The sequence below is a fragment of the Bacillus mojavensis genome, assembly GCF_012648005.1.
GTDB classification, from domain to species: domain Bacteria; phylum Bacillota; class Bacilli; order Bacillales; family Bacillaceae; genus Bacillus; species Bacillus mojavensis.
This window is the reverse complement of record NZ_CP051464.1, coordinates 1,429,445-1,455,433: the sequence shown is the minus strand read 5'-3', so window position 1 is coordinate 1,455,433 and position 25,989 is coordinate 1,429,445. Positions and strand designations below refer to the sequence as shown.

Annotated in this window: 28 protein-coding genes and 3 riboswitches; of the genes, 9 read left to right on the top strand and 19 right to left on the bottom strand. The window is 42.1% G+C overall.

All coding sequences use genetic code 11. The annotated features are described in order from the left end of the window. Nucleotides 1-76 precede the first annotated feature (76 nt). Nucleotides 77-703 (bottom strand): cell wall hydrolase, encoded by a 627-nt coding sequence (locus HC660_RS07580; protein ID WP_168747618.1) that lies wholly within the window; start codon nucleotides 701-703, stop codon nucleotides 77-79. Nucleotides 704-999: 296 nt separating this feature from the next. Then, entirely contained in the window at nucleotides 1,000-1,194 is a 195-nt protein-coding gene (locus HC660_RS07575; protein ID WP_010334023.1) for a protein YkzS, read from the bottom strand. 164 nt (nucleotides 1,195-1,358) lie between these two features. Here HC660_RS07575 and HC660_RS07570 point away from each other — a divergent pair, with 164 nt between their 5' ends. Next, a complete protein-coding gene (locus tag HC660_RS07570; RefSeq protein WP_003218620.1) occupies nucleotides 1,359-1,544 on the top strand; it encodes a YkvS family protein in 186 nt (61 codons plus the stop codon). A 121-nt stretch (nucleotides 1,545-1,665) separates the two neighbouring features. Here the strand turns inward: HC660_RS07570 and HC660_RS07565 are convergent, their stop codons facing one another. The 6 genes from HC660_RS07565 to HC660_RS07540 all read right to left on the bottom strand — a co-directional run bounded on the left by HC660_RS07565 (nucleotide 1,666) and on the right by HC660_RS07540 (nucleotide 6,924). Continuing rightward, nucleotides 1,666-1,956: a DUF3219 family protein gene (locus tag HC660_RS07565; RefSeq protein ID WP_168747616.1), complete on the bottom strand. Its 291-nt coding sequence runs from the start codon at nucleotides 1,954-1,956 to the stop codon at nucleotides 1,666-1,668. 1,210 nt (nucleotides 1,957-3,166) lie between these two features. Continuing rightward, nucleotides 3,167-3,664 carry a preQ(1) synthase gene (queF, locus tag HC660_RS07560; RefSeq protein ID WP_003218613.1) on the bottom strand — a complete coding sequence of 166 codons (498 nt, stop codon included), beginning with the start codon at nucleotides 3,662-3,664 and terminating at the stop codon, nucleotides 3,167-3,169. Nucleotides 3,665-3,681: 17 nt separating this feature from the next. Continuing rightward, complete coding sequence (gene queE / locus HC660_RS07555) at nucleotides 3,682-4,413, bottom strand: 7-carboxy-7-deazaguanine synthase QueE (RefSeq protein ID WP_010334016.1); 732 nt, start codon at nucleotides 4,411-4,413, stop codon at nucleotides 3,682-3,684. Further along, a complete protein-coding gene (queD, locus tag HC660_RS07550; protein WP_168747614.1) occupies nucleotides 4,406-4,846 on the bottom strand; it encodes a 6-carboxytetrahydropterin synthase QueD in 441 nt (146 codons plus the stop codon). Before queD ends, queE begins: the two co-directional genes overlap by 8 nt. Before the next feature lies 1 nt (nucleotide 4,847). Beyond that, on the bottom strand, nucleotides 4,848-5,507 hold the full coding sequence (queC, locus tag HC660_RS07545; RefSeq protein WP_168747613.1) for a 7-cyano-7-deazaguanine synthase QueC: 660 nt from the start codon (nucleotides 5,505-5,507) through the stop codon (nucleotides 4,848-4,850). A gap of 130 nt (nucleotides 5,508-5,637) precedes the next feature. Then, nucleotides 5,638-5,682: riboswitch (PreQ1 riboswitch) on the bottom strand. Between the two features lie 201 nt (nucleotides 5,683-5,883). Continuing rightward, nucleotides 5,884-6,924, bottom strand: coding sequence for a YkvI family membrane protein (locus tag HC660_RS07540; protein WP_010334013.1), 1,041 nt, complete (start codon nucleotides 6,922-6,924; stop codon nucleotides 5,884-5,886). A 362-nt stretch (nucleotides 6,925-7,286) separates the two neighbouring features. Here HC660_RS07540 and clpE point away from each other — a divergent pair, with 362 nt between their 5' ends. From clpE to motB, 3 genes are all read left to right on the top strand, one after another. Beyond that, entirely contained in the window at nucleotides 7,287-9,386 is a 2,100-nt protein-coding gene (gene clpE, locus HC660_RS07535) for an ATP-dependent protease ATP-binding subunit ClpE (RefSeq protein WP_168747612.1), read from the top strand. 339 nt (nucleotides 9,387-9,725) lie between these two features. Continuing rightward, a complete protein-coding gene (gene motA, locus HC660_RS07530; protein WP_029441223.1) occupies nucleotides 9,726-10,541 on the top strand; it encodes a flagellar motor stator protein MotA in 816 nt (271 codons plus the stop codon). Then, nucleotides 10,513-11,298, top strand: a complete 786-nt coding sequence (gene motB / locus HC660_RS07525; RefSeq protein ID WP_029441222.1) for a flagellar motor protein MotB — start codon at nucleotides 10,513-10,515, stop codon at nucleotides 11,296-11,298. Before motA ends, motB begins: the two co-directional genes overlap by 29 nt. A gap of 39 nt (nucleotides 11,299-11,337) precedes the next feature. Here the strand turns inward: motB and mhqR are convergent, their stop codons facing one another. Then, a complete protein-coding gene (mhqR, locus tag HC660_RS07520; protein ID WP_010334010.1) occupies nucleotides 11,338-11,775 on the bottom strand; it encodes a MarR family transcriptional regulator MhqR in 438 nt (145 codons plus the stop codon). A 192-nt stretch (nucleotides 11,776-11,967) separates the two neighbouring features. Between mhqR and HC660_RS07515 the strand changes: the two genes are divergently transcribed. Beyond that, on the top strand, nucleotides 11,968-13,488 hold the full coding sequence (locus HC660_RS07515; RefSeq protein WP_168747611.1) for a sporulation kinase KinD: 1,521 nt from the start codon (nucleotides 11,968-11,970) through the stop codon (nucleotides 13,486-13,488). A gap of 28 nt (nucleotides 13,489-13,516) precedes the next feature. Here HC660_RS07515 and HC660_RS07510 read toward each other — a convergent pair whose 3' ends face one another. Together HC660_RS07510 and spo0E are read right to left on the bottom strand one after the other, a co-directional pair. Continuing rightward, nucleotides 13,517-13,948 (bottom strand): hypothetical protein, encoded by a 432-nt coding sequence (locus tag HC660_RS07510; RefSeq protein WP_168747610.1) that lies wholly within the window; start codon nucleotides 13,946-13,948, stop codon nucleotides 13,517-13,519. An 86-nt stretch (nucleotides 13,949-14,034) separates the two neighbouring features. Continuing rightward, the gene (gene spo0E, locus HC660_RS07505) at nucleotides 14,035-14,292 is read right to left on the bottom strand and encodes an aspartyl-phosphate phosphatase Spo0E (RefSeq protein ID WP_010334007.1); all 258 of its coding nucleotides are present in this window, start codon (nucleotides 14,290-14,292) and stop codon (nucleotides 14,035-14,037) included. 202 nt (nucleotides 14,293-14,494) lie between these two features. Between spo0E and HC660_RS07500 the strand changes: the two genes are divergently transcribed. Continuing rightward, on the top strand, nucleotides 14,495-14,815 hold the full coding sequence (locus HC660_RS07500; protein WP_168747609.1) for a YkvA family protein: 321 nt from the start codon (nucleotides 14,495-14,497) through the stop codon (nucleotides 14,813-14,815). A gap of 39 nt (nucleotides 14,816-14,854) precedes the next feature. Here HC660_RS07500 and HC660_RS07495 read toward each other — a convergent pair whose 3' ends face one another. The 5 genes from HC660_RS07495 to HC660_RS07475 form a co-directional block, all read right to left on the bottom strand. Next, nucleotides 14,855-15,391, bottom strand: coding sequence for a 1,2-dihydroxy-3-keto-5-methylthiopentene dioxygenase (locus tag HC660_RS07495; RefSeq protein WP_010334005.1), 537 nt, complete (start codon nucleotides 15,389-15,391; stop codon nucleotides 14,855-14,857). Nucleotides 15,392-15,406: 15 nt separating this feature from the next. Beyond that, entirely contained in the window at nucleotides 15,407-16,036 is a 630-nt protein-coding gene (locus HC660_RS07490) for a methylthioribulose 1-phosphate dehydratase (RefSeq protein WP_010334004.1), read from the bottom strand. Continuing rightward, nucleotides 15,994-16,701: a 2-hydroxy-3-keto-5-methylthiopentenyl-1-phosphate phosphatase gene (gene mtnX, locus HC660_RS07485; RefSeq protein WP_168747608.1), complete on the bottom strand. Its 708-nt coding sequence runs from the start codon at nucleotides 16,699-16,701 to the stop codon at nucleotides 15,994-15,996. Before mtnX ends, HC660_RS07490 begins: the two co-directional genes overlap by 43 nt. Then, entirely contained in the window at nucleotides 16,698-17,915 is a 1,218-nt protein-coding gene (mtnW, locus tag HC660_RS07480) for a 2,3-diketo-5-methylthiopentyl-1-phosphate enolase (protein ID WP_168747607.1), read from the bottom strand. The genes mtnX and mtnW overlap by 4 nt, the downstream gene beginning before the upstream one ends. A gap of 84 nt (nucleotides 17,916-17,999) precedes the next feature. After that, nucleotides 18,000-18,100: riboswitch (SAM riboswitch) on the bottom strand. A gap of 38 nt (nucleotides 18,101-18,138) precedes the next feature. After that, a complete protein-coding gene (locus HC660_RS07475) occupies nucleotides 18,139-19,335 on the bottom strand; it encodes a pyridoxal phosphate-dependent aminotransferase (RefSeq protein WP_168747606.1) in 1,197 nt (398 codons plus the stop codon). A 93-nt stretch (nucleotides 19,336-19,428) separates the two neighbouring features. On the opposite strand from HC660_RS07475, the gene HC660_RS07470 reads away from it, so the two are divergent. The 3 genes from HC660_RS07470 to mtnA all read left to right on the top strand — a co-directional run bounded on the left by HC660_RS07470 (nucleotide 19,429) and on the right by mtnA (nucleotide 22,814). Beyond that, on the top strand, nucleotides 19,429-20,208 hold the full coding sequence (locus HC660_RS07470) for a carbon-nitrogen family hydrolase (protein WP_168747605.1): 780 nt from the start codon (nucleotides 19,429-19,431) through the stop codon (nucleotides 20,206-20,208). Nucleotides 20,209-20,291: 83 nt separating this feature from the next. Next, a riboswitch (SAM riboswitch) is annotated at nucleotides 20,292-20,446 on the top strand. A gap of 105 nt (nucleotides 20,447-20,551) precedes the next feature. Beyond that, nucleotides 20,552-21,745 carry an S-methyl-5-thioribose kinase gene (mtnK, locus tag HC660_RS07465; RefSeq protein ID WP_168747604.1) on the top strand — a complete coding sequence of 398 codons (1,194 nt, stop codon included), beginning with the start codon at nucleotides 20,552-20,554 and terminating at the stop codon, nucleotides 21,743-21,745. Nucleotides 21,746-21,752: 7 nt separating this feature from the next. Next, nucleotides 21,753-22,814, top strand: coding sequence for an S-methyl-5-thioribose-1-phosphate isomerase (gene mtnA / locus HC660_RS07460; RefSeq protein ID WP_168747602.1), 1,062 nt, complete (start codon nucleotides 21,753-21,755; stop codon nucleotides 22,812-22,814). Between the two features lie 35 nt (nucleotides 22,815-22,849). On the opposite strand, the gene HC660_RS07455 is transcribed toward mtnA, so the two are convergent. The 3 genes from HC660_RS07455 to HC660_RS07445 form a co-directional block, all read right to left on the bottom strand. Continuing rightward, nucleotides 22,850-22,975 (bottom strand): hypothetical protein, encoded by a 126-nt coding sequence (locus tag HC660_RS07455; protein WP_010333997.1) that lies wholly within the window; start codon nucleotides 22,973-22,975, stop codon nucleotides 22,850-22,852. A gap of 89 nt (nucleotides 22,976-23,064) precedes the next feature. Beyond that, nucleotides 23,065-23,562, bottom strand: coding sequence for a methylated-DNA--[protein]-cysteine S-methyltransferase (locus HC660_RS07450; protein ID WP_168747601.1), 498 nt, complete (start codon nucleotides 23,560-23,562; stop codon nucleotides 23,065-23,067). Then, the gene (locus HC660_RS07445; protein ID WP_168747600.1) at nucleotides 23,559-25,772 is read right to left on the bottom strand and encodes a PAS domain-containing sensor histidine kinase; all 2,214 of its coding nucleotides are present in this window, start codon (nucleotides 25,770-25,772) and stop codon (nucleotides 23,559-23,561) included. Before HC660_RS07445 ends, HC660_RS07450 begins: the two co-directional genes overlap by 4 nt. Nucleotides 25,773-25,989: the final 217 nt, after the last annotated feature.

Genomic DNA, 25,989 nt, shown 5'->3' with positions numbered 1-25,989 from the left:
ACAAGTTCAAAAATTATTTTATTTTTACTCTTTCTATAAAAAAAAGCACAGCTGAGACGAATGGTCTCTTCTATGCTTATATGGCAAAGACATGCCTGCCGATTTTTTCAATGATTTTCCTTGAGCGAATCCAGTCATCTGACGCCGTTTTCGGGTTATAAAAGAAAAGGGCTTCTGTTTCTCTGTCCTTAGATGACATCGCTTCTTCAACAGCCTCAATTGATTCTTTGTCAGGCTCTTGATTAATGCTTCCGTTTGCGACAGGTTCAAAGGCATTTTTCTGATAAATAACCCCTCTGATTGTATCGGGAAAGCCCTTCTTATCCGTCCTATTCAGCACGACGCTTGCAACAGCGACCTTGCCTTCATAGGATTCGCCCTTCGCTTCTGCGTGAACGAGTCGGGAAAGCAATTCTTTTTCAGACTGAGAATAAGTTTCTTTCTTCTCATTCGTTTTCTCTGATTGTTCTTCTTTCTTTTCAGTGTTCGCTGAAAGCTTGATCGGCTTTATTTTTTTCTTGTCCTCATCAGCAGACAGTGAAGAGAAAGATATGTCTGTGTCATGATTTATATGGGTAAGCAGCTTAGCTTCTTCATGGTTTGTCTTCTTTGTGTTCAGTAGTGAAGCTTGTGTATGTTCAATTTTCGAAGCAGGCATGAAACAAAGAAGAAAAACAGCTAGAGCAGTAAATTTTGTCGTCATACAGTTTCCTCCTTAAGTGCTCAAAAAACACTTCATAACCTTAACAAGAGATCAAACCAATTTCACGGAAAAAGATTTTCCAACTCTCCCAAACAGGTATCAGGATGGAATATACCGGGTGACGCACTGATTAATGGCAAAAAAACAGCCTCATTTTCTATAAATCTTGTCAATCCAAAGCATTTTTTTCCACTTTTTCCGTTTTACATTTAATTTACGTATGTTACAACGTTTGTAATAAATAACTACTGTTCTGTCATATATGATAAAAAGGCTTCTCACTAATGAGAAACCTTTTAGCTTCTTGGCTGTTCTAAATATTGAAACACCACATCTCCGCCTTGCTGGGCAATGCCTCGGAAATGCTTAAAATCGTCCTGTTTCGATAAAACGGCTCTAAAATCAAGAAAGTGTTCTTTTTGGACTCTCAGTTCTTTTATTTCACCGGTACGCAGCTGCTCAATCTGTTCTGTTATATCTTCGGGACGCAATCAAAACTCCCCCTTTTCAATCTTTGAACGAAAATCAATATATCATTTTTCCTGCGCCAGGACAATTCCTTAGGACGATAAAACTCCTTATCGCTTTACTTCTCAATGAAAATACTGTTTAATACTTTCAAAAGGAATTATTATGTTTAAAGGAGAGGAAGCTTGTGAAAATCGCTAAGGTCGGAAACGTCATTGAATTTAAAAACGGGTTAACCGGTGTTGTTGAAAAAGTTAATGAGAATTCTGTAATCGTAGATGTTACCATTATGGATAACTATCGGGATCTTGAGCTAGATTCACTGACCGTTGTAAATCATAAAAATTACAAGATCATCAAAGACTCCTATTAAATCCTCCTTCATCCACACGCATTTGCAAAAACTGCTAGACAAACAATTAAACACCTTACATATCAAATTAGCTTTCTCAAAAGCTGCCGGCCGGCAGCTTTTTTCATCAAAAAAACACCAATTATAAATCGGCGTTCGCATCTGTTTCCGTTATTTCGATATAAAATTCACTCACGGCTCCCGCTTCGTACAGGTTGGTCAATGACGTTGAATAATTTGTGATTTCACCGCGGAAGGCAAGATCTCTTTCCGGAACTTCGACGTTAAATGTCTTTTCATATAACAGCACAGCGATATCATGATAAGCCTCACAGGTAACGTGTAAGGTAAAGGCAATTTTCCGCTTGGGCTCGCTCTCTTCTTGAAATGCAGACATTTCTAACGTGACATCGTTTAAACGCAATGTTTTCACTTTGTATCACTCCTTATCAATTCATGCGTCTTAACATAACGCAGCTAACGTTTACAATGAATCTGTTCTGATTAACCATTTCTTTAAAAAAGACGCCTTTACAAACATACGTTCGATATTTTATAATAAAACAGACGAGCTGCCATCCAGCATCCCGTCTTTCATTAGAAGGTGACGAGTGGCATTCCCCCCGGATTCACTCGTCTTTTTTTGTATTATTCAATTCTAGAACACGGAGGATTAAGAAGGTTATTGAAGATATAATACAAAAATAAAGACGTCAGCGTGGCGTCTTATTAATAATCGCAGTCTTTATCTCTACATTCTTACAGCATCTATAGTGTGCCCGATAATCTTGTCCTTTGCCTTATCATAAATACCGTCAAATTTATTCGCTGTATCATCGTTGTAACAGCCAAATACCTCTATTCCACCCATTGGATCTATTTCGCTTTGATATCCATGCGTTCTTGAGCAATCTTTACCTCTTCTGCCTGTTCATTTTTATCATTAATATTCTTCATTATAACCTCCAACTGCTATAATAATTATTATTATTAGGATAAAAATGTATTTTTTTATAGAATCACCCTTTCGATAATTCATTTTACATTACACGTGAGAGTAAGACTATCCGAAGCATCCGGCGTAACACAAGATTCAATATCGTGATTCAATAAGAACAGTCGCCACGAAAACTGGTACGTATACTCGATTGCGAAGGCGCTGGAAGTAGAAATCGAGGAGCTATTCGAAATAGATGAAGCAGAAGAAGAGGACGCTGAATAAATCGGCGTCTTTTTTACGAAAATTTCATTGATATAACTAAATAAAAATTTCTTTTTATATCTAAAAAACGAACATAAAACAGTGAACGAAATTATTCACTAACAACACGACGAACTAACGCATGAAGATGCTACCGAGGCGCTATCGAATCAAATTGTTCGGTAAATATCGATTCTGACCTACACAATAATTAAAAATCACCTCATATAATTATGTTGAAAACTAAATCGAATCAAATAAAAAATCCCCGCCAAAAAGCGAGGATCGTGGTCACACATTTATATATTTTCGGTCACGGTATGGTCACAAGAGGGCCGCCAAATTGTGACTTGGTCACATTTCCGCCTAAAACTGACGCTAAATGTTCGTATTTTACTGTGACCTCACTTCGTTGAACACTGCGCATCACACAACGGAAAAATTAACGATTATCAATCGTCTCCGGATACAAGTCATGATTCATCATGCGGTACTCGGCCATTTTCTCATACTTCGTGCCAGGTTTTCCGTAGTTTGTGTACGGATCAATGGAAATTCCGCCTCTTGGCGTGAATTTGCCCCATACTTCAATGTAGCGCGGGTCCATTAATTCAATCAAGTCGTTCATGATGATGTTCATGCAATCTTCGTGGAAGTCTCCATGGTTTCTGAAGCTGAACAGGTACAGCTTTAGTGATTTGCTCTCCACCATTTTTTCATCAGGAATATAGCTGATGTAAATTGTTGCGAAGTCAGGCTGTCCTGTTTTCGGGCATAAAGATGTGAATTCAGGGCAGTTGAATTTTACAAAATAATCACGGTTTACATGTTTATTTGGAAAGGATTCCAGCACGTCCGGCGCATATTCAAACAAATAATTTGTTCCTTGGTTGCCAAGCAGTGTTACACCTTCTAATTCGGATTCTTTTCTTGTCGTCATATTTATCTTCCTTCCTATTAAACTCCTCTTTTGTTGCCCCATAACAGGGTATGCAGCTGCGGAAGCACTCTGACGAGATTCAGCTCCGCATCGGCAGCGACCTGATCAACAAGCGCTTCATATTTTCCAAGTAAATGTGCAATGAGTGATTTGTCATCTGCCGTATGCACATCATCGTTCCCGACTTGCAGATAAAACGGTATTCCCGGGTAGCGTTTGTGTACAGTTTTGGCAAACTCGAGATCTTCATCATTAAAAATGACAACCTTCAAGCTGACAGCATGCTGTCTGTTATTCTCTTTCAGTGATGTCAAAATGTGATCCAGCTTATTAAAGTTCGTCACCATTTTCGAACTTGGTGGTTTAGGTGAAATCGTCAGATCATCGATCAGTGTAAACCAATCCTGATAGACTGTCCCCTGTGTTTCGAGAGCTGCACGGATATTGTTTTCCTTCAGCAGCTCTATCAAAGCATCCAGCTGTTTTAACAGCGCCGGGTTTCCGCCGGAGATGGTTACGTGAGAAAACGCGTCTCCTCCAATCTCCTTAAGCTCTGAAAAAATCTCCTCGGCTGTCATCCAGCGAATATCTTTTTTAGCAGATCCGTCCCAAGTGAAGGCGGAGTCACACCAGCTGCAGGAATAATCACAGCCAGCTGTACGGACAAACATTGTCTTCTGTCCGATCACCATGCCCTCCCCTTGAATCGTCGGGCCGAAAATTTCTAATACAGGAATTCCTTTAGCCATTCAAACCACCCTTTTTCGGACGGTAAACACAATAACTGGTTGGTGTTTCACGGACAAACACCTGCACACAGCTTGGTTTATTCTCCAGTGTGTTTAAATAAGCCTGCACTTTGTCATAGATCGTTTTTGCCACGACTTCAGTTGTCGGCAGCGAATACCGGTCGTCCTTAGCAAATTCTTCATGATCATTTAAAAGCGTATGATCATAGGAGCCGTGAACCAGTTTTTTGAGCACACTGAAATTCACGAGAAAGCCGGAATCGTCAAGCTCATCACCGGCAACGGTAATATTTACGGTATACGTATGCCCGTGCACCCTGCTGCACGCTCCCGCACTTTCACGCGGAATAAAATGAGCGGCAGAGATTTGCATGTCCTTATTCAATTCAAATGAATATGGATGCTGGACCTGTGGATATATTTGAGATAACAATTTATGCCCTCTCTCCTTTCATCGCCATATATTCTTCATAGCCTCTGGAGCGAAGGTGACATGCCGGACATTCGCCGCATCCGTCTGCGATCACGCCGTTATAGCATGTGAGCGTGTTGTTCTTCACAAAATCAAGCGCGCCCAGTTCGTCAGCAAGTTTCCACGTTTCTGCCTTATTCAGCCACATGAGCGGTGTATGAATCACAAATGGCTTCTCCATGGCCAGGTTCACCGTCACATTGCAAGATTTAACGAATTCATCACGGCAGTCTGGATAGCCGCTGAAGTCCGTTTCACAAACGCCTGTGATAATATGACGGGCGCCAATTTGATACGCCAGGATAGACGCAAAAGATAAGAATACTAAGTTACGGCCTGGAACAAATGTTGATGGCAGCTCGCCGTCTTTTGCTTCAATTTCTATATCATTTCTCGTCAGGGCATTAGGCGCAAGCTGGTTCAAAAGTGACATATCAAGCAAATGATTTTTCACGCCAAGCTTATCCGCAATCCCCTTCGCCACTTCAACTTCCTGCGAATGACGCTGATTATAATGAAAAGTTACAGTTTCAACTTCTTCAAATTCCTTTAACGCCCACAGTAAACATGTAGTACTGTCTTGGCCGCCGCTAAATACGACAATTGCTTTTTCCTTTTTCATGATTCCTCTCCTTCTCCGCTATAAAAAACCTCGGCGAGAGACATCGCTACAACTGTTAAAATATAAAAAAACACCTTTCCGGAAAGGTGCTCTAGAAAAACATAAAAAAGGCCGTATCCAAGGATACAGCACGTCCTTAGTTTTTTATAGAGGGTGTAGCTAGAACCTCTCCCGCATATCCACGGATTTTCTTCATTTTTTTCACTTCTGCTATCTTACCATAATGTTGTTTTTCTTGACAATAAAAAGATAGCCAAAAGCCTGTCTCATTTCTTTGGCTTAATTCTTCTACACAGCAAAAACACATCAATTCCTGGCTAGCGCAGAGTTCAGCATAAACGTTTGCTTCATTATTATATACGTATAAACATTTTGACTACAAACTGTGCCGGGGAACCTTTTTACAGACCAAAGCGCCTATAAAGGCCAAGCTCACATAGCCAAACAATGGATAAATGGTTGAAATGAGCTTGCCGTAACCAATTTGACTCGTGATATAAGCCGTAATCATAATTGCCGCAAAGATATATTTACTTTTTATAGGAAGAAAGCTCTTCACTTGTTTTTCCAGCCCATAAAGATTTCCGATCACCGACGTGAACACTTCGCCGAATATAATCAACAAGTAAATCAAATGTACAGATCGCGCAAAGAGGTAAACCACTTGAGCCATTGGAATATCATACAAAAATACATCCGGCAGCATCGACAAAGACAAAAAACTCGCAGAAAGCACAATTGTCAACATTGTCCCTCCGATGAAAGCGCCTTTTCTTATCACTTGTTCTGAAGACATTTCATTCGCCAGCGGCACCAAAACAGCCTGGGCAAGCGATAAATTCAAAGCGCCGTACGACACCGCTGATAATAGCCAGTCCCATCGATGCGGCCACACCCACTGAGTTGTATTCCGCGTCTCACTGAAAATAAAAGAATCGGCCACCACAACCATAGAAAAGATAATCAAAAGCGGTACAACAAACACATTTACACCGAAAATGCCTTTTACTCCTCTTGTCATCACAATCAAACTTAATCCAATTGTGATCAGCATTCCAACTTGAGCTGACATGCCAAGCTGTTCCTCAAAAAGCGCCCCTGCGCCAGACAGCATGACAGATGTGACACCGAGGAGAACAAACAGCATAAAGACATTGATAATCCTTCCGGCAGCCTCCCCGAACAAGTATATATTCATTTCCTGATATGACTTGGCATTGATTCGCTTTGAAATGATCATCAGCTTTGCGCCTAAAAACGTAAACATCCCTCCGCTTATAATAATACCAAGCAATCCGAACCAGCCGAACTTCAGAAAAAACTCAACAATTTCCCTGCCAGTTGCAAATCCCGCTCCGACGACTGTGCCTACATACACAAAAGCGAGCTGATGTGCAGACCCTTTTGATTGTTCCATTTCTCCCCTCCGAACCAACAGCAGTATTGTCCTTTTAGCCTTTTTATAGCCTATGAGACAAGTTCCTTGAAAAGACGAACAAAACAAGTTTTACTGTGGAAACAACTCAAAAATATTTTTGAGCAAAAGGCTTGAAAGTCAAAAAAGGTCAGAGTATACTATTAATCAAAGAAGGTCAAACCAGCCGTCTTTTTTATTATTCTATTGGTCAAAGTTGGTCAAGAAAGACTGCTTTGAGCAAATGGTTTTGAAAGCCAGTGAATCTGGCGTATACTATTAGTCAAAGAAGGTCAATTAAATCGACCTTTTTTTCCAAGTTAATTGGTCAAAGATGATCAAATTTTATAAGGGGGTTTTGGCAAATGCGTTGTCAACACTGTCATCAAAACGAGGCGACGATTCGCCTTAACATGCAAATAAATTCTGTTCATAAACAAATGGTTTTATGTGAAACTTGCTATCACGAACTGACTCGTAAACCTTCAATGAGCATGGGTCCTCAATCTTTCGGTTTTCCCTTTGAACAAGCATTCCAGCCGAAAGAACAAAGCGCAGCTAAAGCAAGCGAGAAAAAAGGTTTGCTTGATGAGCTGGCGCAAAATATTACAAACGGCGCTAAAGCCGGTCTGATTGACCCTGTCATCGGCCGTGATGAAGAAGTTGCGCGTGTGATCGAGATTCTAAACCGCCGCAACAAAAACAATCCGGTGCTGATTGGAGAGCCAGGTGTAGGGAAAACAGCTATTGCAGAAGGACTCGCTTTAAAAATCGCTGAAGGCGATGTACCACATAAATTAAAAAACAAAGAGCTTTACTTGCTAGATGTCGCATCCCTTGTTGCAAACACTGGCATCAGAGGCCAATTTGAAGAAAGAATGAAACAGCTGATCACTGAGTTGAAAGAGCGCAAAAATGTCATTCTTTTCATTGATGAAATTCACCTTCTCGTTGGCGCAGGCTCTGCAGAAGGCTCAATGGATGCAGGAAACATTCTCAAACCCGCTCTTGCCAGAGGTGAGCTGCAAGTCATCGGAGCGACAACACTGAAAGAATACCGTCAAATTGAAAAAGATGCGGCGCTGGAAAGACGTTTTCAGCCTGTCATGGTACAGGAGCCTACAATTGAACAAGCGATCAGCATTCTGCAAGGAATTAAAGACAAATACGAAGCATACCATGGCGTGACATTCAGCGATGAAGCATTGAAAGCATGTGTCACTTTATCAGCACGCTACATTCAGGACAGACATCTGCCGGACAAAGCGATTGATTTATTAGACGAAGCTGGATCTAAAGCCAATCTGTTAATTGATGATTTAAATGATGAAGATGCAGCTGAACGGCTGACTGCAATTGAAGCAGAAAAAACAAAAGCGCTGGAAGAAGAAAATTACGAATTGGCAGCAAAACTCCGTGATGAAGAAATCGCACTGGAGAAAAAACTGAACAGCTCTTCCGCACATTCCGCCGTCACAGTGGAAGCTGAGCACATTCAGGATATCGTCGAACAAAAAACCGGCATTCCTGTGGGAAAACTGCAGGCAGACGAGCAAACAAAAATGAAAGAGCTTGAAGCAAAGCTACATGAACGCGTTATTGGACAAGAAGCGGCTGTTCAAAAAGTGGCAAAAGCGGTCAGACGCAGCCGCGCCGGCTTAAAATCAAAAAACAGACCAGTCGGCTCCTTCCTCTTTGTCGGACCAACCGGCGTAGGGAAAACAGAGCTTTCTAAAACACTGGCGGATGAATTATTCGGCACGAAAGATGCCATTATCCGTCTCGATATGAGTGAATACATGGAGAAACACGCCGTGTCTAAAATCATTGGTTCACCGCCTGGTTACGTCGGCCATGAGGAAGCTGGACAATTAACGGAAAAAGTGCGCCGCAATCCATACAGCATCGTGCTGCTTGACGAGATTGAAAAAGCGCACCCAGATGTTCAGCATATGTTCCTGCAAATTATGGAAGACGGCCGCTTAACGGACAGCCAAGGCAGAACCGTAAGCTTTAAAGACACCGTCATCATTATGACAAGCAATGCAGGTACCGGTGAAAAACAAACAAAAGTCGGTTTCCAATCAGAAGACAGCGTGATTGAAGAACAAACATTAATTGATTCGCTCAGCATGTTCTTTAAACCTGAGTTTCTCAACCGCTTTGACAGCATCATCGAATTCCGTTCCCTTGAAAAAGAGCATCTGGTCAAAATCGTCAGCCTTCTTCTTGGAGAATTGGAAGAAACCTTGGCAGAACGCGGCATCAGCTTGAGTGTTTCAGATGAAGCAAAAGAAAAAATAGCTGAACTGGGTTACCATCCTTCATTCGGTGCGCGCCCGCTCAGAAGAACGATCCAGGAATGGATTGAGGATGAAATGACTGATCTGCTGCTTGACAATAACGAGATTGCAAGTTTTCACGTCACAGTAGAAGATGATAACATCAAAGTTCATGCAAAATAAAAATCAGCGGCTTCCTTTTCGGGGATGCCGCTATTTATGTAAAATCCTTCTCTTGTACGAGAACATGTCATTCCTTCCCTTTCTTAAGGAAGGATGGAACATGTTTATCTATTTCTATTGACAAAAGCCGTTTAGAGAATCAGATACCAACCAATCAATCCCGGTACCGTTAAAACCCGCGGGCTTTTCCATGCTGAAAAGCCCGCGTTTGTTTATTTCTCCCTTCTATGTATCTTCCTTGAATATTTCATGAACAATTTCACAATGTCCCTAAAGTTCCAGACACTGATACCGATATTAACCATAGACAAGCTAGTAAAAAAGGATTTGGTGAAAATTATGGATAAAACTTCGATTATCGGTATTATTCTTGCTTTTGTTGCATTGAGTGTGGGAATGGTTCTGAAGGGCGTCAGTTTCGCTGCTCTTGCAAATCCCGCTGCCATTTTAATTATCATCGCCGGAACGATATCAGCGGTAGTCATTGCGTTCCCAACGAAAGAAATTAAAAAAGTGCCTGTGCTGTTCCGTGTGCTATTTAAAGAAAACAAACAGCTGACAATAGAAGAACTCATTCCTATGTTCTCTGAATGGGCTCAGCTTGCACGCCGTGAAGGTCTGCTGGCTTTGGAAGCAAGTATTGAAAATGTAGATGACGCGTTTCTGAAAAACGGCCTCAGCATGGCTGTTGACGGGCAAAGCGCAGAATTTATCAGAGATATCATGACTGAAGAAGTTGAAGCGATGGAGGACAGACACCAGGCCGGAGCCGCCATTTTTACACAGGCGGGAACTTACGCGCCGACACTTGGGGTGCTCGGTGCTGTTATCGGACTGATTGCCGCGCTTTCTCATATGGACAATACAGATGAACTTGGTCACGCCATCAGTGCAGCCTTTGTAGCCACCCTCCTCGGTATCTTTACGGGATATGTATTATGGCATCCTTTTGCAAACAAATTAAAACGCAAGTCAAAACAGGAAGTCAAGCTCCGTGAAATTATGATTGAAGGCGTACTGTCCGTTTTAGAAGGACAGGCACCGAAAGTGATCGAGCAAAAACTTTTAATGTACCTTCCTGCGAAGGACCGTTTGAAATTTGCAGAACGAGAAGGAGAGGCGCAAAATGGCGAGAAAAAAGAAGAAGAAGCATGAGGACGAGCACGTTGATGAATCATGGCTGGTTCCTTACGCCGATATCCTTACCCTTCTCCTAGCACTGTTTATTGTGCTGTACGCGAGCAGCTCGATTGACGCAGCTAAGTTTCAAATGCTTTCTAAATCATTTAATGAAGTCTTTACAGGCGGAACCGGCGTATTGGATTATTCCAGCGTCACCCCTCCTAAAAATGAGTCAGACGGAATCGATGAAGTAGAAAAGGAAAAAGAAGAGAAAAAGGAAAACAAGAAACTAAAGGAAAAAGCAGCTGATCAAGAAGAACTTAAAAATGTGCAGAGCCAGGTGGAAAAGTTCATTAAAGATAAAAAGATGGAGCATCAACTGGAAACAAAGATGACTAAGGAAGGTCTTCTGATCACGATTAAAGACAGTATCTTCTTTGATTCAGGAAAAGCGACCATCCGCAAGGAAGACATTCCGCTTGCAAAAGAGATTTCAAACCTTCTCGTGATTAATCCGCCGAGAAACATTATTATCAGCGGACATACAGACAATATGCCGATTAGAAATTCAGAATTTCAGTCGAACTGGCATTTAAGTGTAATGAGAGCCGTAAACTTCATGGGGCTTCTGATTGAGAACCCTAAGCTTGATGCCAAAGTTTTCAGTGCCAAAGGCTATGGGGAGTATAAACCAGTGGCCTCCAACAAAACTGCGGAAGGCCGAAGCAAAAACAGACGGGTTGAAGTTCTCATCTTGCCAAGAGGCGCAGCGGAAACAAATGAAAAATAGTAAAAAAGGAAGCCTTATCTATCACAAGGCTTCCTTTTTTTACTTATTATGAAACTGTTTTGCGTTTAATCCTACCCTTTTTAACATTTCAGTGCACAGTTCAACTTCTTCTTCGCTTAATACACTGATCATTTCATCAATCTCAGCTGCATGATCAGGGAAAATATCATCCAAAAGACTGATGCCTTTTTCGGTAATTTGTGCAAATGTTACTCGTCTGTCTGTAGGTGATGCTTTCCGAATAAGGAGCTCTTTTTGCTCAAGCTTATCTACGACGTAGGTGATGCTCCCGCTGGCCAAGAGAATTTTATCCCCTATCTGCTGCAGCGGCTGATCACCTTTATGATATAACAGCTCCAGCACAGCAAATTCAGTAGGATTCAGTCCATGCTTATGAATATGCTTATTCATATGATCATTAATAGACCGATACGCGCGCGACAGCACGATAAATAACTTCAGTGATTTTTCTGTCATGTCTCAATCATCCTTTTAGAAACCGTTACAGAGAAACATTAATAAACAAATACCGAAATGTCAATAAAAATCTTTCCAATATTTCTCTTCTTTTTTATTATTCATGTGAACAACTTGTTTTTCTTAATTATTTTGGTTATTTTTTCTTATTAAACAAGAAGAAACAATGATATAATACCTCTAATCAGGTGTATGTTGGAGCGATGCAAATTGAAAATACTAAAAGGCGCCTGCGGGAGAATTAAGCTTTATATTGCACTAGTAGTGATTCCGGCACTCGTCATAAGCTTTTTCGTCTATGAAAAGGAAAAAGAAACAATAGCTGCCGAACATAAGCAAGAAGCCAGTGTTATGCTGAATCTTCACCGCAACAAAATAAATTATTTAATCGGCGAAACAAAAGCGAGAATGACTTCCTTGTCTATTGCTATCGACAGACCGATAGATATTAAAAAAATGAAAACTGTTTTAGAAAAAACGTTTGATTCCGAACCAAGGTTTTCCGGTCTTTATTTGCTCAATGCCAAAGGAGATGTCACTGCCAGCGCAACAGAATTAAAAACTAAAGTCAATCTGGCTGACAGATCCTTTTTTACAAAAGCAAAACAAACAAAAAAGACTATCATTACAGACAGCTATTCAAGCAGAATTACAGGCCAGCCGATTTTTACAATTTGTGTTCCCGCGCTGGACGAAAAGAAAAATGTCACAGATTATCTTGTGGCAGCTATACAAATTGACTATCTGCAAAACCTGATTAACTTGCTGAGCCCTGATGTCTATATTGAAGTTGTGAACGAAAATGACAAAATGATTTTCTCAAGCGGACAGGCTTCTCACGCAAAGGATCAAAAACCTGTAAGCGGTTATCTCGATGATATCAGCTGGAATATGAAAGTATACCCGAATCCTGTCTCAATAGAGGAGCTGAGTAAAAGCCTTGTGCTTCCTCTTTCCTGTATTATCGTTTTGCTGAATATTCTTTTTATTCTTGTGCTTTATTATTTGCTGAAGCGGCGGACCCAACTGGAGCGCTCGGAAAATGAGCAGCAAAAATTAGAGCTGATCGGAACGCTTGCTGCCAGCACGGCTCACGAAATCCGCAATCCGCTCACCGGCATAAGCGGTTTTATTCAGCTGCTGCAAAAGAAATATAAAGGTGAAGAGGATCAGCTTTACTTTTCAATTATCGACCAAGAGATTAAACGTATCAACCAAATTGTGAGTGAGTTTTTAGTTCTCGGAAAACCGACAGCTGAGAAATGGGAGCTTAACTCGCTTCAGGATATTATCGAAGAAATTATGCCGATCATTTATTCTGAAGGAAATTTATATAATGTGGAGGTAGAGTTAACATTTTTAACTGATAAACCTCTAAAAGTAAAATGTACAAAAGACCATATTAAACAAGTCATTTTGAATGTTGCGAAAAATGGCCTTGAGTCTATGCCGGAAGGCGGCAAACTCACAATTTCCTTAGGAGCAATTGATAAAAAGGCCATTATAAAAGTGATGGATAACGGCGAAGGGATATCACAGGAAATGCTGGAACATATCTTTCTTCCATTTGTCACTTCTAAAGAAAAAGGAACCGGCCTCGGGCTTGTCGTATGTAAACGGATCGTTCTGATGTACGGAGGTTCCATTCATATAGAAAGTGAAGTACGAAGAGGAACCGAGGTTACCATTACCCTCCCCGTCTCCTCTTCCTAGCCCCCTGACAGTCTCAGGAGGGCTTATTTTATTTTCGGGAACGGGTATTTCCATTCCCCTTGCTTACAGCTCCTCCTGAAAAGAAGTATCGGATCAAACGCAGAAGCATTTTTAAAAGCAAAAAGATGACAAAGAACACCAAAAAGCCTTTTAACCCTTCTGTTGCATCTAAAAACTCCATATTTCCCCGTCCGGTCACTTTTTGCTGAATCTCAATTGCAAATACGATCACAATGATGATCGTTACGGTATAGATAAAGGACAAAGCCGTCAAGCTCCATTTAGAAAGCCATGTAAATACAGCGTGAGTGACAGCGAAAAAGAAGATGCCAAATATCCCAATTACCCAAAAATGCATTTCTTTGTCGGTTAATTGAATGCCAAGCAGCCCGCATATCGAAATAAAAGCATCATGAAATTGGTTTATCATTTCAGTAATGACTACCGCCAGTTCTTTCATCAGTTCCCTCTTTCGTATGAAATTTTCCCAGAAAAAAAGAGCGCTTCTGAAAAGCTCTCTCTTTATATATGCATCAGATAGCGCCGCTATTTATGTGCATCATATGCAGGCATGACGTCTCTTCGGGGCCACAAGCCTAATTTCTTCACAAGGCCTTGAATTCCTTGGGAATGTTCGCTTTCTTGCATGAGCTGGTGGTATTCGTTCATTAAAGAATCCAGCTCCTGACTGTGTCTGATTGTGTCATGCCCTGTAAATCCCTGCTTACTAGCGGCGTCTATCATTAACTTTCTTTTTTCATCAATAGACACCAGCAATCTTTCTTGTTCAGAAGAACAGCCCATTCAATTCACCCCTCGCCGCTAAGAAATAGGAAACAAGTTTGATTGGGTTATTGTGCATTATTACAGATTATACTTTATTTGTAAACATATTTTTATTAAATAACTTAATTTTTCATTTATAATAGATATATTGATAGGATTAGAAGAACAATACCCAGACGAAGACCATCTTAAACACACCGGCAGGCAGGAGGTATGCTAAATGAAGAAAAAAAAAGCGATAATGCTCGGTGCAGCAGGCGGAAAAGCTATTCTGAAAAGAAAAACCCGCAAAAAATTAATCAATCATATTACAATCTTTTGCCAAATGCTCCGTGATTGGCGAAACGGTGACTATCCCCGTTCACAGATGAAAACACTTTTGCTTCTGACAGCTGCTGTCTTTTACATCATCATGCCGATTGATATGATTCCGGACTTCGTGCTCGGTTTAGGAATTCTTGACGATGCTGCCGTTCTCGGTTTGATTTGGACGCTGATCAAAAAAGAAATGTCCCAATACGAGGAATGGCGTTTACGATAAATTAAAAAGCCCCGCTTTTATAAACGGGGCTTTTTCTTCTTATTGGTTTACGCTGTCTTTTTCATAAATCGGAACCCAGCCTTCAGATGTAACAAAAATCCGCACCGCCACAACTTTGCGATCTTCTTGAAGCGTGAAGTAATGGCGGATATTTTCAGGTACTGAGATTAAATCTCCAGGGTTTAAACGGACATCAAAAAATGTGCCGTCCTTGCCTTGAATGACGAAAATTCCGTGGCCGCTTACGATAAAACGGACTTCATCGTCTGTATGGTGATGTTCTCTTTTAAAGTTTTCAAGCAGTTCATCCAGTTTCGGATTAGCGTCAGACAAAGAGATGACATCTTGGGCTTTGTAGCCGCGGCGGGCTGAAATATCTTTAATTTCGGCGTCGAAGGTGTCAAGAATTTGTTGTTTTTCTTTTTCAGACAGGTCATATTTTTCTGAAAGCTGTTCAGGGAGCTTAGCGATATTCCATTGCTCATAGATTACCTCTTGACTGTCCAGAAAGCTTGCCACTTCTTCTTGATTTTCAATTGTTGTATTTGCCTCATCATGAATTCGAATTGTTGCCATTTGCGGTTCCCCCTTTTATTTAACCAGCTGATGCTGGAGTGTTTTCAGTTTCAAATGATAGCTGAATAAAAATTCATATGCTTCAAGCACTCTTTTCGCTTCAAATGCTGTTCTTCCCCAAGCCGTAATGCCATGGTTCCGGATCAGGACAGCTCCTGAATCTCCAGTAACCTGATCCGCGAAAAGCGTTGCGAGAGTCGGAATATGAGCCGGATTTTCTATAATTGGAATGGACACTTCTGCATTCTCTTCCCACAGGCCAAGCGCTTTTATAATTTCTTGTCCTTTAAAAGTGATTTGTTTTTGATCTCCATACAGCTCTGAGATGACATTATTGTTTACCGTATGAATATGAAGACAGCATCCGGCATTTGTTTTATTGTACAGATGCGTATGCAAAAGCGTTTCCGCTGACGGTTTTAGATGATGTCCGCTTTCGGCAGGCTCTCCGTTCTGATCCACCAACAGGAAGTCTTCATCCGTTTCTTTTCGTTTATCTTTTCCGCTCGCCGTTACGAGAAATTGCAATGGCTCATCGGAAACCTTGATGGACAGGTTGCCGCTGGTCGCCGGAAACCAATCTCTTTCTGCCAACTCCCGTTTTACTTCGGCAAGCTCTCCCCAGCGCTCTTGTTTTGCAGCCATTTCTTTACCTCCGTTACGTCTTCAATTGCTTTCTTTATTTCATGAAAATCATGGTATGGCATATGATTCAGATGATGCTCCTTGCATTCATTTAATAAATAATCCCTTGCAAAGCAAAGATCAGACAGCTTTGCCGCCTCCACGTCGGTAACGGAGTCACCGATCATGATGATGTATTGATCCGGCTCACAAAGCTCGTTAATAACAGTTGGCTTGCAGCACCCGCATTGATTTGTGCATGTGCCTTTGCAAGAATGAGGCCAATCAATATGAATGAATTCGTTCTCAAATGAAGCACGGTTGCAATAAATATGATCTTTCTCAACAATTCCTTCAAGCAGCGGATAGACAAAAAAGTCCATCCCCCCGCTTACGACATAAAACGGGAGTTCATGCTCATTAACAAATGCGACAAATTCCCGAAAGCCGCCCCTGATTTTTGCGTCTTCTATTACAAATCTCGTAATCTCCTCTTTTAAACTGCTCGGCAGAAGGCCGAACATCCGCCCGACGCCTTCTTGGATCGACATTGTTTTGGAGAGCACGCCGTCTTTTAACGCAGTCCACTCCGGCGGAGCGAATGTTTTCATAATGTTTATAATGTTGTCGTTCATCGTGATGGTTCCATCAAAATCACATATAATCAACGGTTTTTGAGACGTCATACGGCTTCAGCCTTTCCCCATTTATCAAGCGCAAGCTTCAAATCTTCGCATTGACCGGCTTTTTCTTCAATCGGCTGCGCCTCCAAAACCGCATCAATCATAGCTCTGAACGCTTTGCCCCCGCCTTGGGCGCCGTTTGGATGTCCGTGTATGCCTCCTCCGGCGTTAATAATATGATCAATGCCGAAATCACGCATTAAAAGCGGAACCATACCAGGGTGAATGCCAGCAGACGGAACGGCAAATGTCTGATTAAAGGCATCTTCTCTTACGCATTCTTCATGAATTGCCAGCGCGTCTTCTCTCGGAAGCGCAACTGAACCGTATGGAGAAGGGAACAGACTGAAGTCAGCGCCGCAATATCGGTTTAATTTTCCGAGCAAAAGGGCATGGGAAAACCCATAAAACGGTGAGGACGTAAATGCCCCGCTGACTGCAGGGTGCGCCATAATGGGGATTGATATGTCCGGATCTTCCGCAAGGCTTTGCATGACGTCCAAACCGTAAGCGAAGACATTAAATAAAAGCGTATCCGCTCCCAATTCAGCGGCGCGTCTTGCTTTATCTTTAAGCTCAGCCGTTCTTCCAGTCAAATTCACTGCATACAGCGTTTTATGGCCGGTCTGCTCGTATGTTTCTTTCAAAATTTGTTTTCCCTCTGTAATTCTTGTTTCAAAAGGTGCTAAACCCGTCTCAAAGAAAATTTCATCATCTTTGATTATGTCAACCCCGCCGAGCGCCTGCTGCCTGAGCTGTTCTTTAATATCACTCAGGTCCCTTCCGATGACCCCTTTAAAAATGCTCATTAACAGCGGTCTTTCAAACTCTCCAAGCATCTTCCGGATGCCGTATACGCCAAACTTCGGTCCTGGAAGTGTACGCTTAAACGCTTCTGAAAATTCGAGATCTATTAATTTGATTTTTCCGTCCAGCGACAGCTTGCCAAACACAGTTGTCAGCAATGCCGGAATATCCTGTGAAAAATTAACCTCGGGATAAGCAATTGTGATGACCGCTTGTTTTCCTGATGCAAGATGTCCCTCTCTCTCCTCAACCTTCACAACCCGTCCCTTATGCTTTTGCATCTGCTCCTGCTTCACCAGAGGCAGATCAGTCCAAGAGCCCACCGTCAACCCTGTTGCCATTTGTTCTGCTTTTTTCACCGTGTCGGCTCCCGGATCGGTCAGGAGATATGTTGCTAATAATTCACTCATGCCAGAGCTCCTTTCATTTTTTAACCCATATTAAAAACCTCTTCAAACAGCAATGCGTCTAAAGAGGTTTCGTTTCTCGTCCGAATCTTATCTCTCAGCCGCCAGCTGCAAGAATTAGCACCGTGCTTTACAAGTCGGTTGCCGGGCTTCATCGGGCTCGTCCCTCTGCCTGCTCTTGATAAGAAAATATAGATTTTATAAATTATTTTGAATTATCCCACCGTTAAAGAATCTTGTCAATGCTTTTTTGGGTAAACAGGTTCAGTTTGCCAATTCGGTAAGCTGCTTCTTTGAGCCTAGCTTCACTCGTTAAGAGCCCCACTCTGACATACCCTTCTCCATATTCACCAAAGCCGTTTCCAGCTGCCACCGCCACATTCGCTTTTTCAAGCAAGAGATCTGAGAATTGCTCAGAGCTATAGCCTTCAGGCACCGGCAGCCACGCAAAAAATGACCCCGACGGTGCTGTTACATCCCAGCCGATTTCCCGGCATGCTGCTATCCAAGTGTTGCGCCTGCTTTCATATCGGGCATTTTGCTCCGCTACGCAAGTCTGCTCTGATAGGAGTGCCGTCTCAGCAGCCTGCTGGGTTGCTCTGAAAAGACTGACAAACATATGGTCTTGATAAAGATTGATCGCTTCTATGACCGAGGCGTTTCCAACTGCAAAACCGACCCGCCAGCCCGCCATATTATATGTTTTGGACAGTGTGTAAATTTCAATTCCGATATCCTTAGCGCCTTCAGTCTGCAAAAAACTTAAAGGCTTGTGTCCGTCAAAGCCCACTGCCCCGTAAGCAAAATCATGGATCACACAGATTTCGTTTTCTTTCGCAAAACTCACCGTTTCTTCAAAAAAATCGGCGGTAGCGACGGCTCCAGTCGGATTATTCGGATAATTCAAGTACATCAATTTCGCTTGTTCTCTTATGTCAGCGGGAATGCTTGCGTATTCAGGAAGAAACGCTTTCTCCTTAGTGAGCGGCATCATTTCCATTTTCGCTTTCGCAAGCGTGACACCGGACCAATAATCCGGATAACCGGGATCAGGAACCAAAATCGTATCCCCAGGATTTAGCAGGCATTGCGGCAGCTCGACAAGACCGGCTTTCCCGCCGAATAATACGGCTACTTCAGTTTCCGGATCAAGCTGAACGCCGTATTCTCTGTTATAAAATGCCGCCGCTGCTGATTTTAGACTGTGCGAACCTCGGAATGACGAGTATTTATGATTTTCGGGCTGAGCAACGGCTCGCTTCATTTCCTCCACGATATGCTCGGGCGTCGGCTGATCGGGATTCCCCTGCCCCAAATTAATGACATCATGTCCTTCTTTCAGCTTTCGATTCACTTTCTGCACTAGAGAAGCAAAGAATTGTTTAGGCAGTTCCTGCAGCACTTGAGAATGTTCAAATTTCATCTGTTTTCACCTTCTAAAAAAATCTTGAAATGATAGTCCAGTATCATATATGGTTAAATGAAAAAAGTAAAGAAAAATATGGGGTGTTAAAAAATGAAATGGACCATATCTTGTCTTCAATTTGATATTTCATACGGAAAACCTTCTGAAAATATAAAAAAGGCTGAATATTTAATCGAAAAAGAGAGTAAACATGCTGATGTTCTTATTCTCCCTGAATTATGGACGACCGGTTACGACCTTGCCAATCTTGATCAGCTTGCTGATGAAGACGGGCACACTGCTCAAAGCTGGCTGCAAAGAACCGCAAAAAAACACGGGGTTCATATTATCGCAGGATCTGTTGCTGTCAGAAAGGGTTCTGATGTTTATAATACAATGTTCATCGCAGATAAGGAAGGACAAATCATTAAAGAGTACAGCAAAGCCCATCTTTTTCAGCTGATGGATGAGCATGTATATTTATCAGCCGGTTCCGAGGACGGATACTTCGAGCTTGATGGCGTCAAAAGCTCAGGATTGATCTGTTATGATATCCGTTTTCCGGAATGGATCAGAAAACATACGACAAAAGGCGCTAACGTGCTGTTCATTTCTGCGGAATGGCCTCTGCCCCGCCTTGATCATTGGAAAATCCTGCTTATTGCGCGGGCCATTGAAAATCAATGCTTTGTCGCTGCCTGCAATTGCACAGGAGCTAATCCCGATAATGAATTCGCCGGGCACAGCCTGATTATTGACCCTTGGGGACGTATATTGGCAGAGGGCGGCCGAGAAGAAGGCATTGTCAGAGCGGAAATTGACCTCCAAGAAAGCGTTGAGGTACGGGGGAAAATCCCTGTTTTCGATGATATCAGAAAAGATTTATATTAAAAAATATATTGACAATTAAAACACTCACCTGTTACTATGTTCATCAACTGATAAATTAGAATTGTTTAACAAGTGAATATATTCTCTTATCGAGAGTTGGGCGAGGGATTGGCCTTTTGACCCCAACAGCAACCGACCGTAATTCCATTGTGAAATGGGGCGCATCTTCATGGCGCCGAGACTGAGGTCTCGTAAGGCACGGTGCTAATTCCATCAGATCTGATCTGAGAGATAAGAGAGGCGGGACATGATTGTTAAGCCTCCTTCTCTCTGAGAAGGAGGCTTTTTTACGGCCATTCTGCGGCACACATATCAAGATGTTACATAATTGGAGGGAATGACGATGGCAGTCACAAAAACACCTTTATACGAAACGTTAAATGAAAGCTCAGCTGTCGCTCTGGCGGTAAAACTCGGCTTGTTTCAAAGCAAAAGCACGCTGACATGCCAGGAAATCGGCGATGGAAATTTAAACTACGTCTTTCATATTTATGACCAAGAAAATGACAGGGCTTTGATCATTAAACAGGCGGTTCCTTACGCAAAAGTTGTCGGGGAAAGCTGGCCTCTGACAATCGATCGGGCAAGAATTGAAAGCAGCGCACTGATTCGTCAGGGTGAGCACGTCCCTCACCTCGTACCGAGAGTTTACTATTCAGATACTGAATTGGCGGTCACAGTCATGGAGGATCTTTCACATCTGAAGATCGCTAGAAAGGGACTTCTTGAAGGTGAAAATTATCCAAACCTGTCACGCGACGTTGGAGAATTTTTAGGAAAAACGCTTTTTTACTCTTCTGATTACGCACTTGAGCCTAAGGTGAAAAAACAGCTTGTTAAACAGTTTACAAATCCTGAGCTCTGCGATATTACCGAAAGACTTGTATTTACAGATCCTTTCTTTGATCATGATACAAATGAATTTGAGGAAGAGCTTCGTCCATATGTTGAAAAGCTTTGGAAAAATGACAAGGTCAAAGTTGAAGCCGCTAAGCTGAAAAAGTCATTTTTAACATCTGCCGAAACCCTGATTCATGGTGATCTGCATACAGGAAGCATTTTTGCCAGCGAGCTTGAGACAAAGGTGATTGATCCTGAATTCGCTTTTTACGGACCAATCGGTTTTGATGTAGGCCAATTTATCGCCAACTTATTGTTAAATGCACTCAGCCGTGACGGTGCTGATCGAGATTCGTTATATGAACATGTAAAACAAGTTTGGAACACGTTTCAAACAACGTTCAGTGAAGCCTGGGAGAAACACAGCCTCGATGTGTATGCCAAAATCGAAGGTTATCTCGCTGATACACTCAGCCATATTTTTGAAGAGACAATTGGGTTTGCCGGCTGCGAACTGATACGCCGCACCATCGGCCTTGCCCATGTTGCAGATCTGGATACGATTGTACCGTTTGATAAACGAATCGAAAGAAAACGGCTGGCGTTGGAAACCGGTGCTGCCTTTATTGAAAAACGTTCACAATTAAAAACCATTACAGATGTTATTAAATGTTTTAAGTTACTTGTAAAGGAATGATTCAACCATGACCAATTCATTTGCTGTTCCGCGTTCTGTTGAATGGAAAGAAACAGCCATTAAGATTTTAAATCAGCAAAAGCTTCCTGATGTCACGGAATATTTGGAGCTGACAACGAAAGAAGAAGTATTTGACGCGATTGTCTCACTAAAAGTGAGAGGAGCCCCGGCGATCGGCATTACGGCAGCATTTGGGCTCGCGCTGGCGGCAAAAGACATTGAAACTGATAATGTGGCGGATTTCCGCCGCGAATTGGATATTATCAAAAATGATTTGAACAGTTCAAGGCCGACCGCGATCAATTTATCATGGGCGCTCGAAAGACTGAGCCATTCAATTCAAAACGCCATTTCTGTAAATGAAGCAAAAACCAACCTTGTCCATGAAGCGATTCAGATTCAAGTCGAGGATGAAGAAACGTGCCGGATGATCGGCCAAAACGCGCTTCAGCTTTTCAAAAGAGGCGACCGGATTATGACAATCTGCAATGCCGGTTCTATCGCGACAAGCCGCTATGGAACCGCACTTGCCCCGTTTTATTTGGCCAAACAAAAGGATTTGGGGCTTCATATTTATGCTTGTGAAACCAGACCGGTTCTTCAAGGTTCACGGCTTACTGCTTGGGAGCTGATGCAGGGCGGTATTGACGTCACTCTGATTACGGACAGTATGGCAGCCCATACGATGAAAGAAAAACAAATTTCTGCCGTCATCGTCGGCGCTGACCGAATTGCAAGGAACGGAGATACTGCGAATAAAATTGGCACTTACGGTCTTGCTATTTTAGCAAACGCCTTCGATATTCCGTTTTTTGTAGCAGCACCTTTATCTACTTTTGACACAAAAGTAAAAAGCGGGGCTGATATCCCGATAGAGGAACGGGATCCTGATGAAGTCAGGAACATTTCCGGCGTCCGGACCGCTCCGGCTGAAGTGCCTGTCTTTAATCCTGCTTTTGATATTACACCTCACCATCTTATTTCTGGGATCATTACTGAAAAAGGGATTATGACTGGTTCCTATGAAGAAGAAATTGAAAAGCTGTTCACAGGCGAAAAGGTTCATTAAAAAACCGCTGAAGACTTTGCTCATAAAGGGGCGAGTCAGCGGTTTTTTTGTTTACTCATATTCATATTGATCATTTCATCTTTTTGAGCGCTGGATAAGATATGCAGTTTCACAAGCAGTTCGGCAAAAACGGCAATTTTCTCAGAGCGGCTCGGCTTCAATTGCTTTGTCCTCCTCTTTCATCAGACCAACTTTTTTAACTTAGTAAAATCATATGTCGGCAGCGAAAAAAGGGAACGTGCCATATGTTTTATTTTTCTTTGTAGGAGATTTGCTCGATGCTAAGCAAATAAGCTTTGATGTCAGTTTTGCTTCCGGCATACCCTGTTAACGTGCTGTTTTTGCCAATCACTCTGTGGCATGGGACAAATATCGGCAGGTCATTTCGTTTATTTGCCTGTCCGACAGCACGTACCGCTTTCGGACTGCCTACCGCAACGGCGATATCAGCATAGCTTCGTGATTCTCCATATGGAATCATGGCAAGCGCCTCCCATACTTTTTGCTGAAAAGGCGTGCCCTTTTGGCTCAATGGCAGTGAGAATGTCCTTCTTTCCCCCGCAAAATATTCGTGAAGCTGCTTTTTCGCTTCTGCCAAAAAAGCAGTCTCAAACTGCTCCGCACCCTCAACAGATTCTTTCCACTCGATCAAATCTTCCTTACTGAGAAAGAGACGGGTGATGCGGCCTTCTTCCTCGACAATCGCGAGGTTCCCGAGCGGCGTTTCCGCTGTCGTATAGTAATTCATTCGTCTAGCCTTCTTTCTTCAAAATTCTGCCGGACAGGCAGTGTAAGATGGAAAACAGTTCCCTTTCCTTCTTCACTTTCCACCATTATTTTGCCTTGATGTTCTTCAATAATTTTATAGCTTACCATGAGCCCGAGTCCAGTTCCCCGTTCCTTTGTTGTATAAAACGGTTCTCCGAGACGCTTTAATTTATCCTCTGTGATTCCGACTCCTTCGTCTTTTAAAGATATTAAAATATGATGTTGATCAGCTTTTTTGATTGTCACATAAATATTGCCGCCGTCAGGCATGACTTCGATGGCATTCTTTAATATATTGATAAAAACCTGTTTCAGCTGATTCGGTTCACAGTATATCGGCGGAATGTCGCCGACTAAATCCAGATGCATTTGTACGTTGCTGAGATTGGCTTGCGCGTTAAGAAGGTCTAATGTGTCTTTCATAATTTGTGTCACATGTTTCTCCTCATACATGATAGCCTGGGGCTTGGCTAAAATTAAAAACTCTGTGATGATGGATTCGATGCGCTTTAATTCTGAGGTGATGACGTTGAAGTAAAGAGAATAGTCTCCCTCCACACTTCCTTTCAGGAGCTGAATGAAGCCTTTAAGGGCTGTCATTGGATTTCTGATTTCGTGAGCGATGCCGGCAGCGAGTTCTCCAACCACATGGAGGGTATCAGATTTGCGAAGGCGCTCTTCCAGTTCTTTTCGCTCTGTGACATCTTTAAAGATAGCCAGGTTCATATTTTGAATAATATTTCGTTTAAATGAAAATTCTAGTTTTCTATTATCATTGCTGCTAAGCAAGAATGGAATTTCATTATCCATTTCATCGAAATTAATTTGCCTTGCCGGCGATGCCAAATTTTCTATTTCATAGGAAGATATAATATCAAGCAGGCTGTGTCTTTTTAGCTCTTCATGCGGCAGGCCCAAAATATCGCTCGCTAACGGGTTGGCGTCGATGATTCGGTACTGATTGTCGAATAATACGTTGCCGTCCATTGAACCGTTGAACACTTTTCTGAATTTGAGCTCGCTTTCCCGAAGCTCCTTTTCCATCCGCTTTCGGTCACTGACATTTCTTAGAATTGTTAAGTGCTGGTTTTCAAGGATTGTCCGCTTTGATGTAAATTCAAGCTCTTTGAACTGCCCGTTTCCCATTTGAAACAGCATCTCTTCTCTGATCTCACCGTATTTTGCATATTTTCTCTTCGTCATGCTGTATTTCTTCGAGTCCACGAGAAAATCACACAGCTTTCTTTTTAACAGCAAATTCATCGGCAGCTCAAAAATTTTACAGGCTGACTGATTGGCCTTAACGATTCTTCCGTCATTCGACCAGATGATAATGGCATCCATGGCGTTTTCAAAAATTTCTCTGAAGCGCTCCTCACTTTTAAATAGCTGGAGCTCCATGGACCTCTTCTCTGTGATATCCCGCATAATCGACATATAAAAACCGCTGATGATGTTAGACGTAATCGTAAATTCAAACAGCTTCTGATCTCCTGAACGAAGCCTGACAGGCAGCTCGCCCTTTGCTTTTCCCTTTCGATAGAGCGTGTGCCAAATGTTATCGAAATCTTTTCGTGAGCCGCTGTCTATAAATTGATACAGCGACAAATGTGACAACTCATTCTGATCGATTTCAAAGCTTTTGCAAAAGGACAGATTGGCATCAATAAAGCCGCCGTCTTTATCAAATAGAACGATTCCGTCAACGGCTCTGTCAAACAAGTCCTTAAAAAGCTGTTCATTCATGGAAAATTCCCGCTCCAGAATTTTCTTTGAAGAAATATCTCTCATAACGACAAAAAAGAAATCTTCACCAATCCCTCTTTTGGCAAGAAACTCAATATATTTTGTCGCTCCGCTGTCCAGCCGGATTGGTACCTCCTTCCACAGAAAACCTTTCTTAAAAAACTTCTTTACGGAAAGGTCCAGCTCATCCTTTGGAATAGAAAACAAAAAATCAATAACGGAACGCTCTTTCAAACCTTCCGCATCCACTTGAAGCATCCTCGCTGTTGCTTCATTTGCCTGCACGATTTTCATTTCATTATCACATATAAAAATAGCATCGAGCGTATTGTTCACAATCACTTGATGCTGATGCAATTCCTTTTTCAGCCGATCATTTTCTTCTTTGAGGCGCTTCAGTTCCTCTTTCAGACCTGAATTTGTCTCAACATCGAGAGTTTCCATGCGTAAACACTCCTTCTTCAAAACCTATCCCTCAATATTTCTACAAATTGCATGAACTTCCTTCATTCGCCCTATACATTTCAGAAAATTTCAGCGTCATTACATAAAGAAGACATTTTCAACGATCCTTACCGTCACTTTACATCGTCCTAACAATCAGCCATTTTTTCAAATCCTTTTTGATCTTTTATTTTAAAATAAATACCAACAGGGAATA

Coding starts and splice junctions, on each gene's coding strand:
- HC660_RS07495 (WP_010334005.1), bottom strand. CDS start 15,391: ATGGCAACAATTCGAATTCATGATGAGGCAAATACAACAATTGAAAAT.
- spo0E (WP_010334007.1), bottom strand. CDS start 14,292: ATGGGCTGTTCTTCTGAACAAGAAAGATTGCTGGTGTCTATTGATGAA.
- HC660_RS07445 (WP_168747600.1), bottom strand. CDS start 25,772: ATGGAAACTCTCGATGTTGAGACAAATTCAGGTCTGAAAGAGGAACTG.
- HC660_RS07510 (WP_168747610.1), bottom strand. CDS start 13,948: ATGAAAGAACTGGCGGTAGTCATTACTGAAATGATAAACCAATTTCAT.
- HC660_RS07540 (WP_010334013.1), bottom strand. CDS start 6,924: ATGGAACAATCAAAAGGGTCTGCACATCAGCTCGCTTTTGTGTATGTA.
- motA (WP_029441223.1), top strand. CDS start 9,726: ATGGATAAAACTTCGATTATCGGTATTATTCTTGCTTTTGTTGCATTG.
- queF (WP_003218613.1), bottom strand. CDS start 3,664: ATGACGACAAGAAAAGAATCCGAATTAGAAGGTGTAACACTGCTTGGC.
- HC660_RS07450 (WP_168747601.1), bottom strand. CDS start 23,562: ATGAATTACTATACGACAGCGGAAACGCCGCTCGGGAACCTCGCGATT.
- mtnA (WP_168747602.1), top strand. CDS start 21,753: ATGACCAATTCATTTGCTGTTCCGCGTTCTGTTGAATGGAAAGAAACA.
- mtnX (WP_168747608.1), bottom strand. CDS start 16,701: ATGACGTCTCAAAAACCGTTGATTATATGTGATTTTGATGGAACCATC.
- HC660_RS07500 (WP_168747609.1), top strand. CDS start 14,495: ATGAAGAAAAAAAAAGCGATAATGCTCGGTGCAGCAGGCGGAAAAGCT.
- mhqR (WP_010334010.1), bottom strand. CDS start 11,775: ATGACAGAAAAATCACTGAAGTTATTTATCGTGCTGTCGCGCGCGTAT.
- mtnK (WP_168747604.1), top strand. CDS start 20,552: ATGGCAGTCACAAAAACACCTTTATACGAAACGTTAAATGAAAGCTCA.
- clpE (WP_168747612.1), top strand. CDS start 7,287: ATGCGTTGTCAACACTGTCATCAAAACGAGGCGACGATTCGCCTTAAC.
- HC660_RS07515 (WP_168747611.1), top strand. CDS start 11,968: ATGTTGGAGCGATGCAAATTGAAAATACTAAAAGGCGCCTGCGGGAGA.
- HC660_RS07470 (WP_168747605.1), top strand. CDS start 19,429: ATGAAATGGACCATATCTTGTCTTCAATTTGATATTTCATACGGAAAA.
- motB (WP_029441222.1), top strand. CDS start 10,513: ATGGCGAGAAAAAAGAAGAAGAAGCATGAGGACGAGCACGTTGATGAA.
- mtnW (WP_168747607.1), bottom strand. CDS start 17,915: ATGAGTGAATTATTAGCAACATATCTCCTGACCGATCCGGGAGCCGAC.
- HC660_RS07490 (WP_010334004.1), bottom strand. CDS start 16,036: ATGGCTGCAAAACAAGAGCGCTGGGGAGAGCTTGCCGAAGTAAAACGG.
- HC660_RS07580 (WP_168747618.1), bottom strand. CDS start 703: ATGACGACAAAATTTACTGCTCTAGCTGTTTTTCTTCTTTGTTTCATG.
- queC (WP_168747613.1), bottom strand. CDS start 5,507: ATGAAAAAGGAAAAAGCAATTGTCGTATTTAGCGGCGGCCAAGACAGT.
- HC660_RS07475 (WP_168747606.1), bottom strand. CDS start 19,335: ATGAAATTTGAACATTCTCAAGTGCTGCAGGAACTGCCTAAACAATTC.
- queE (WP_010334016.1), bottom strand. CDS start 4,413: ATGGCTAAAGGAATTCCTGTATTAGAAATTTTCGGCCCGACGATTCAA.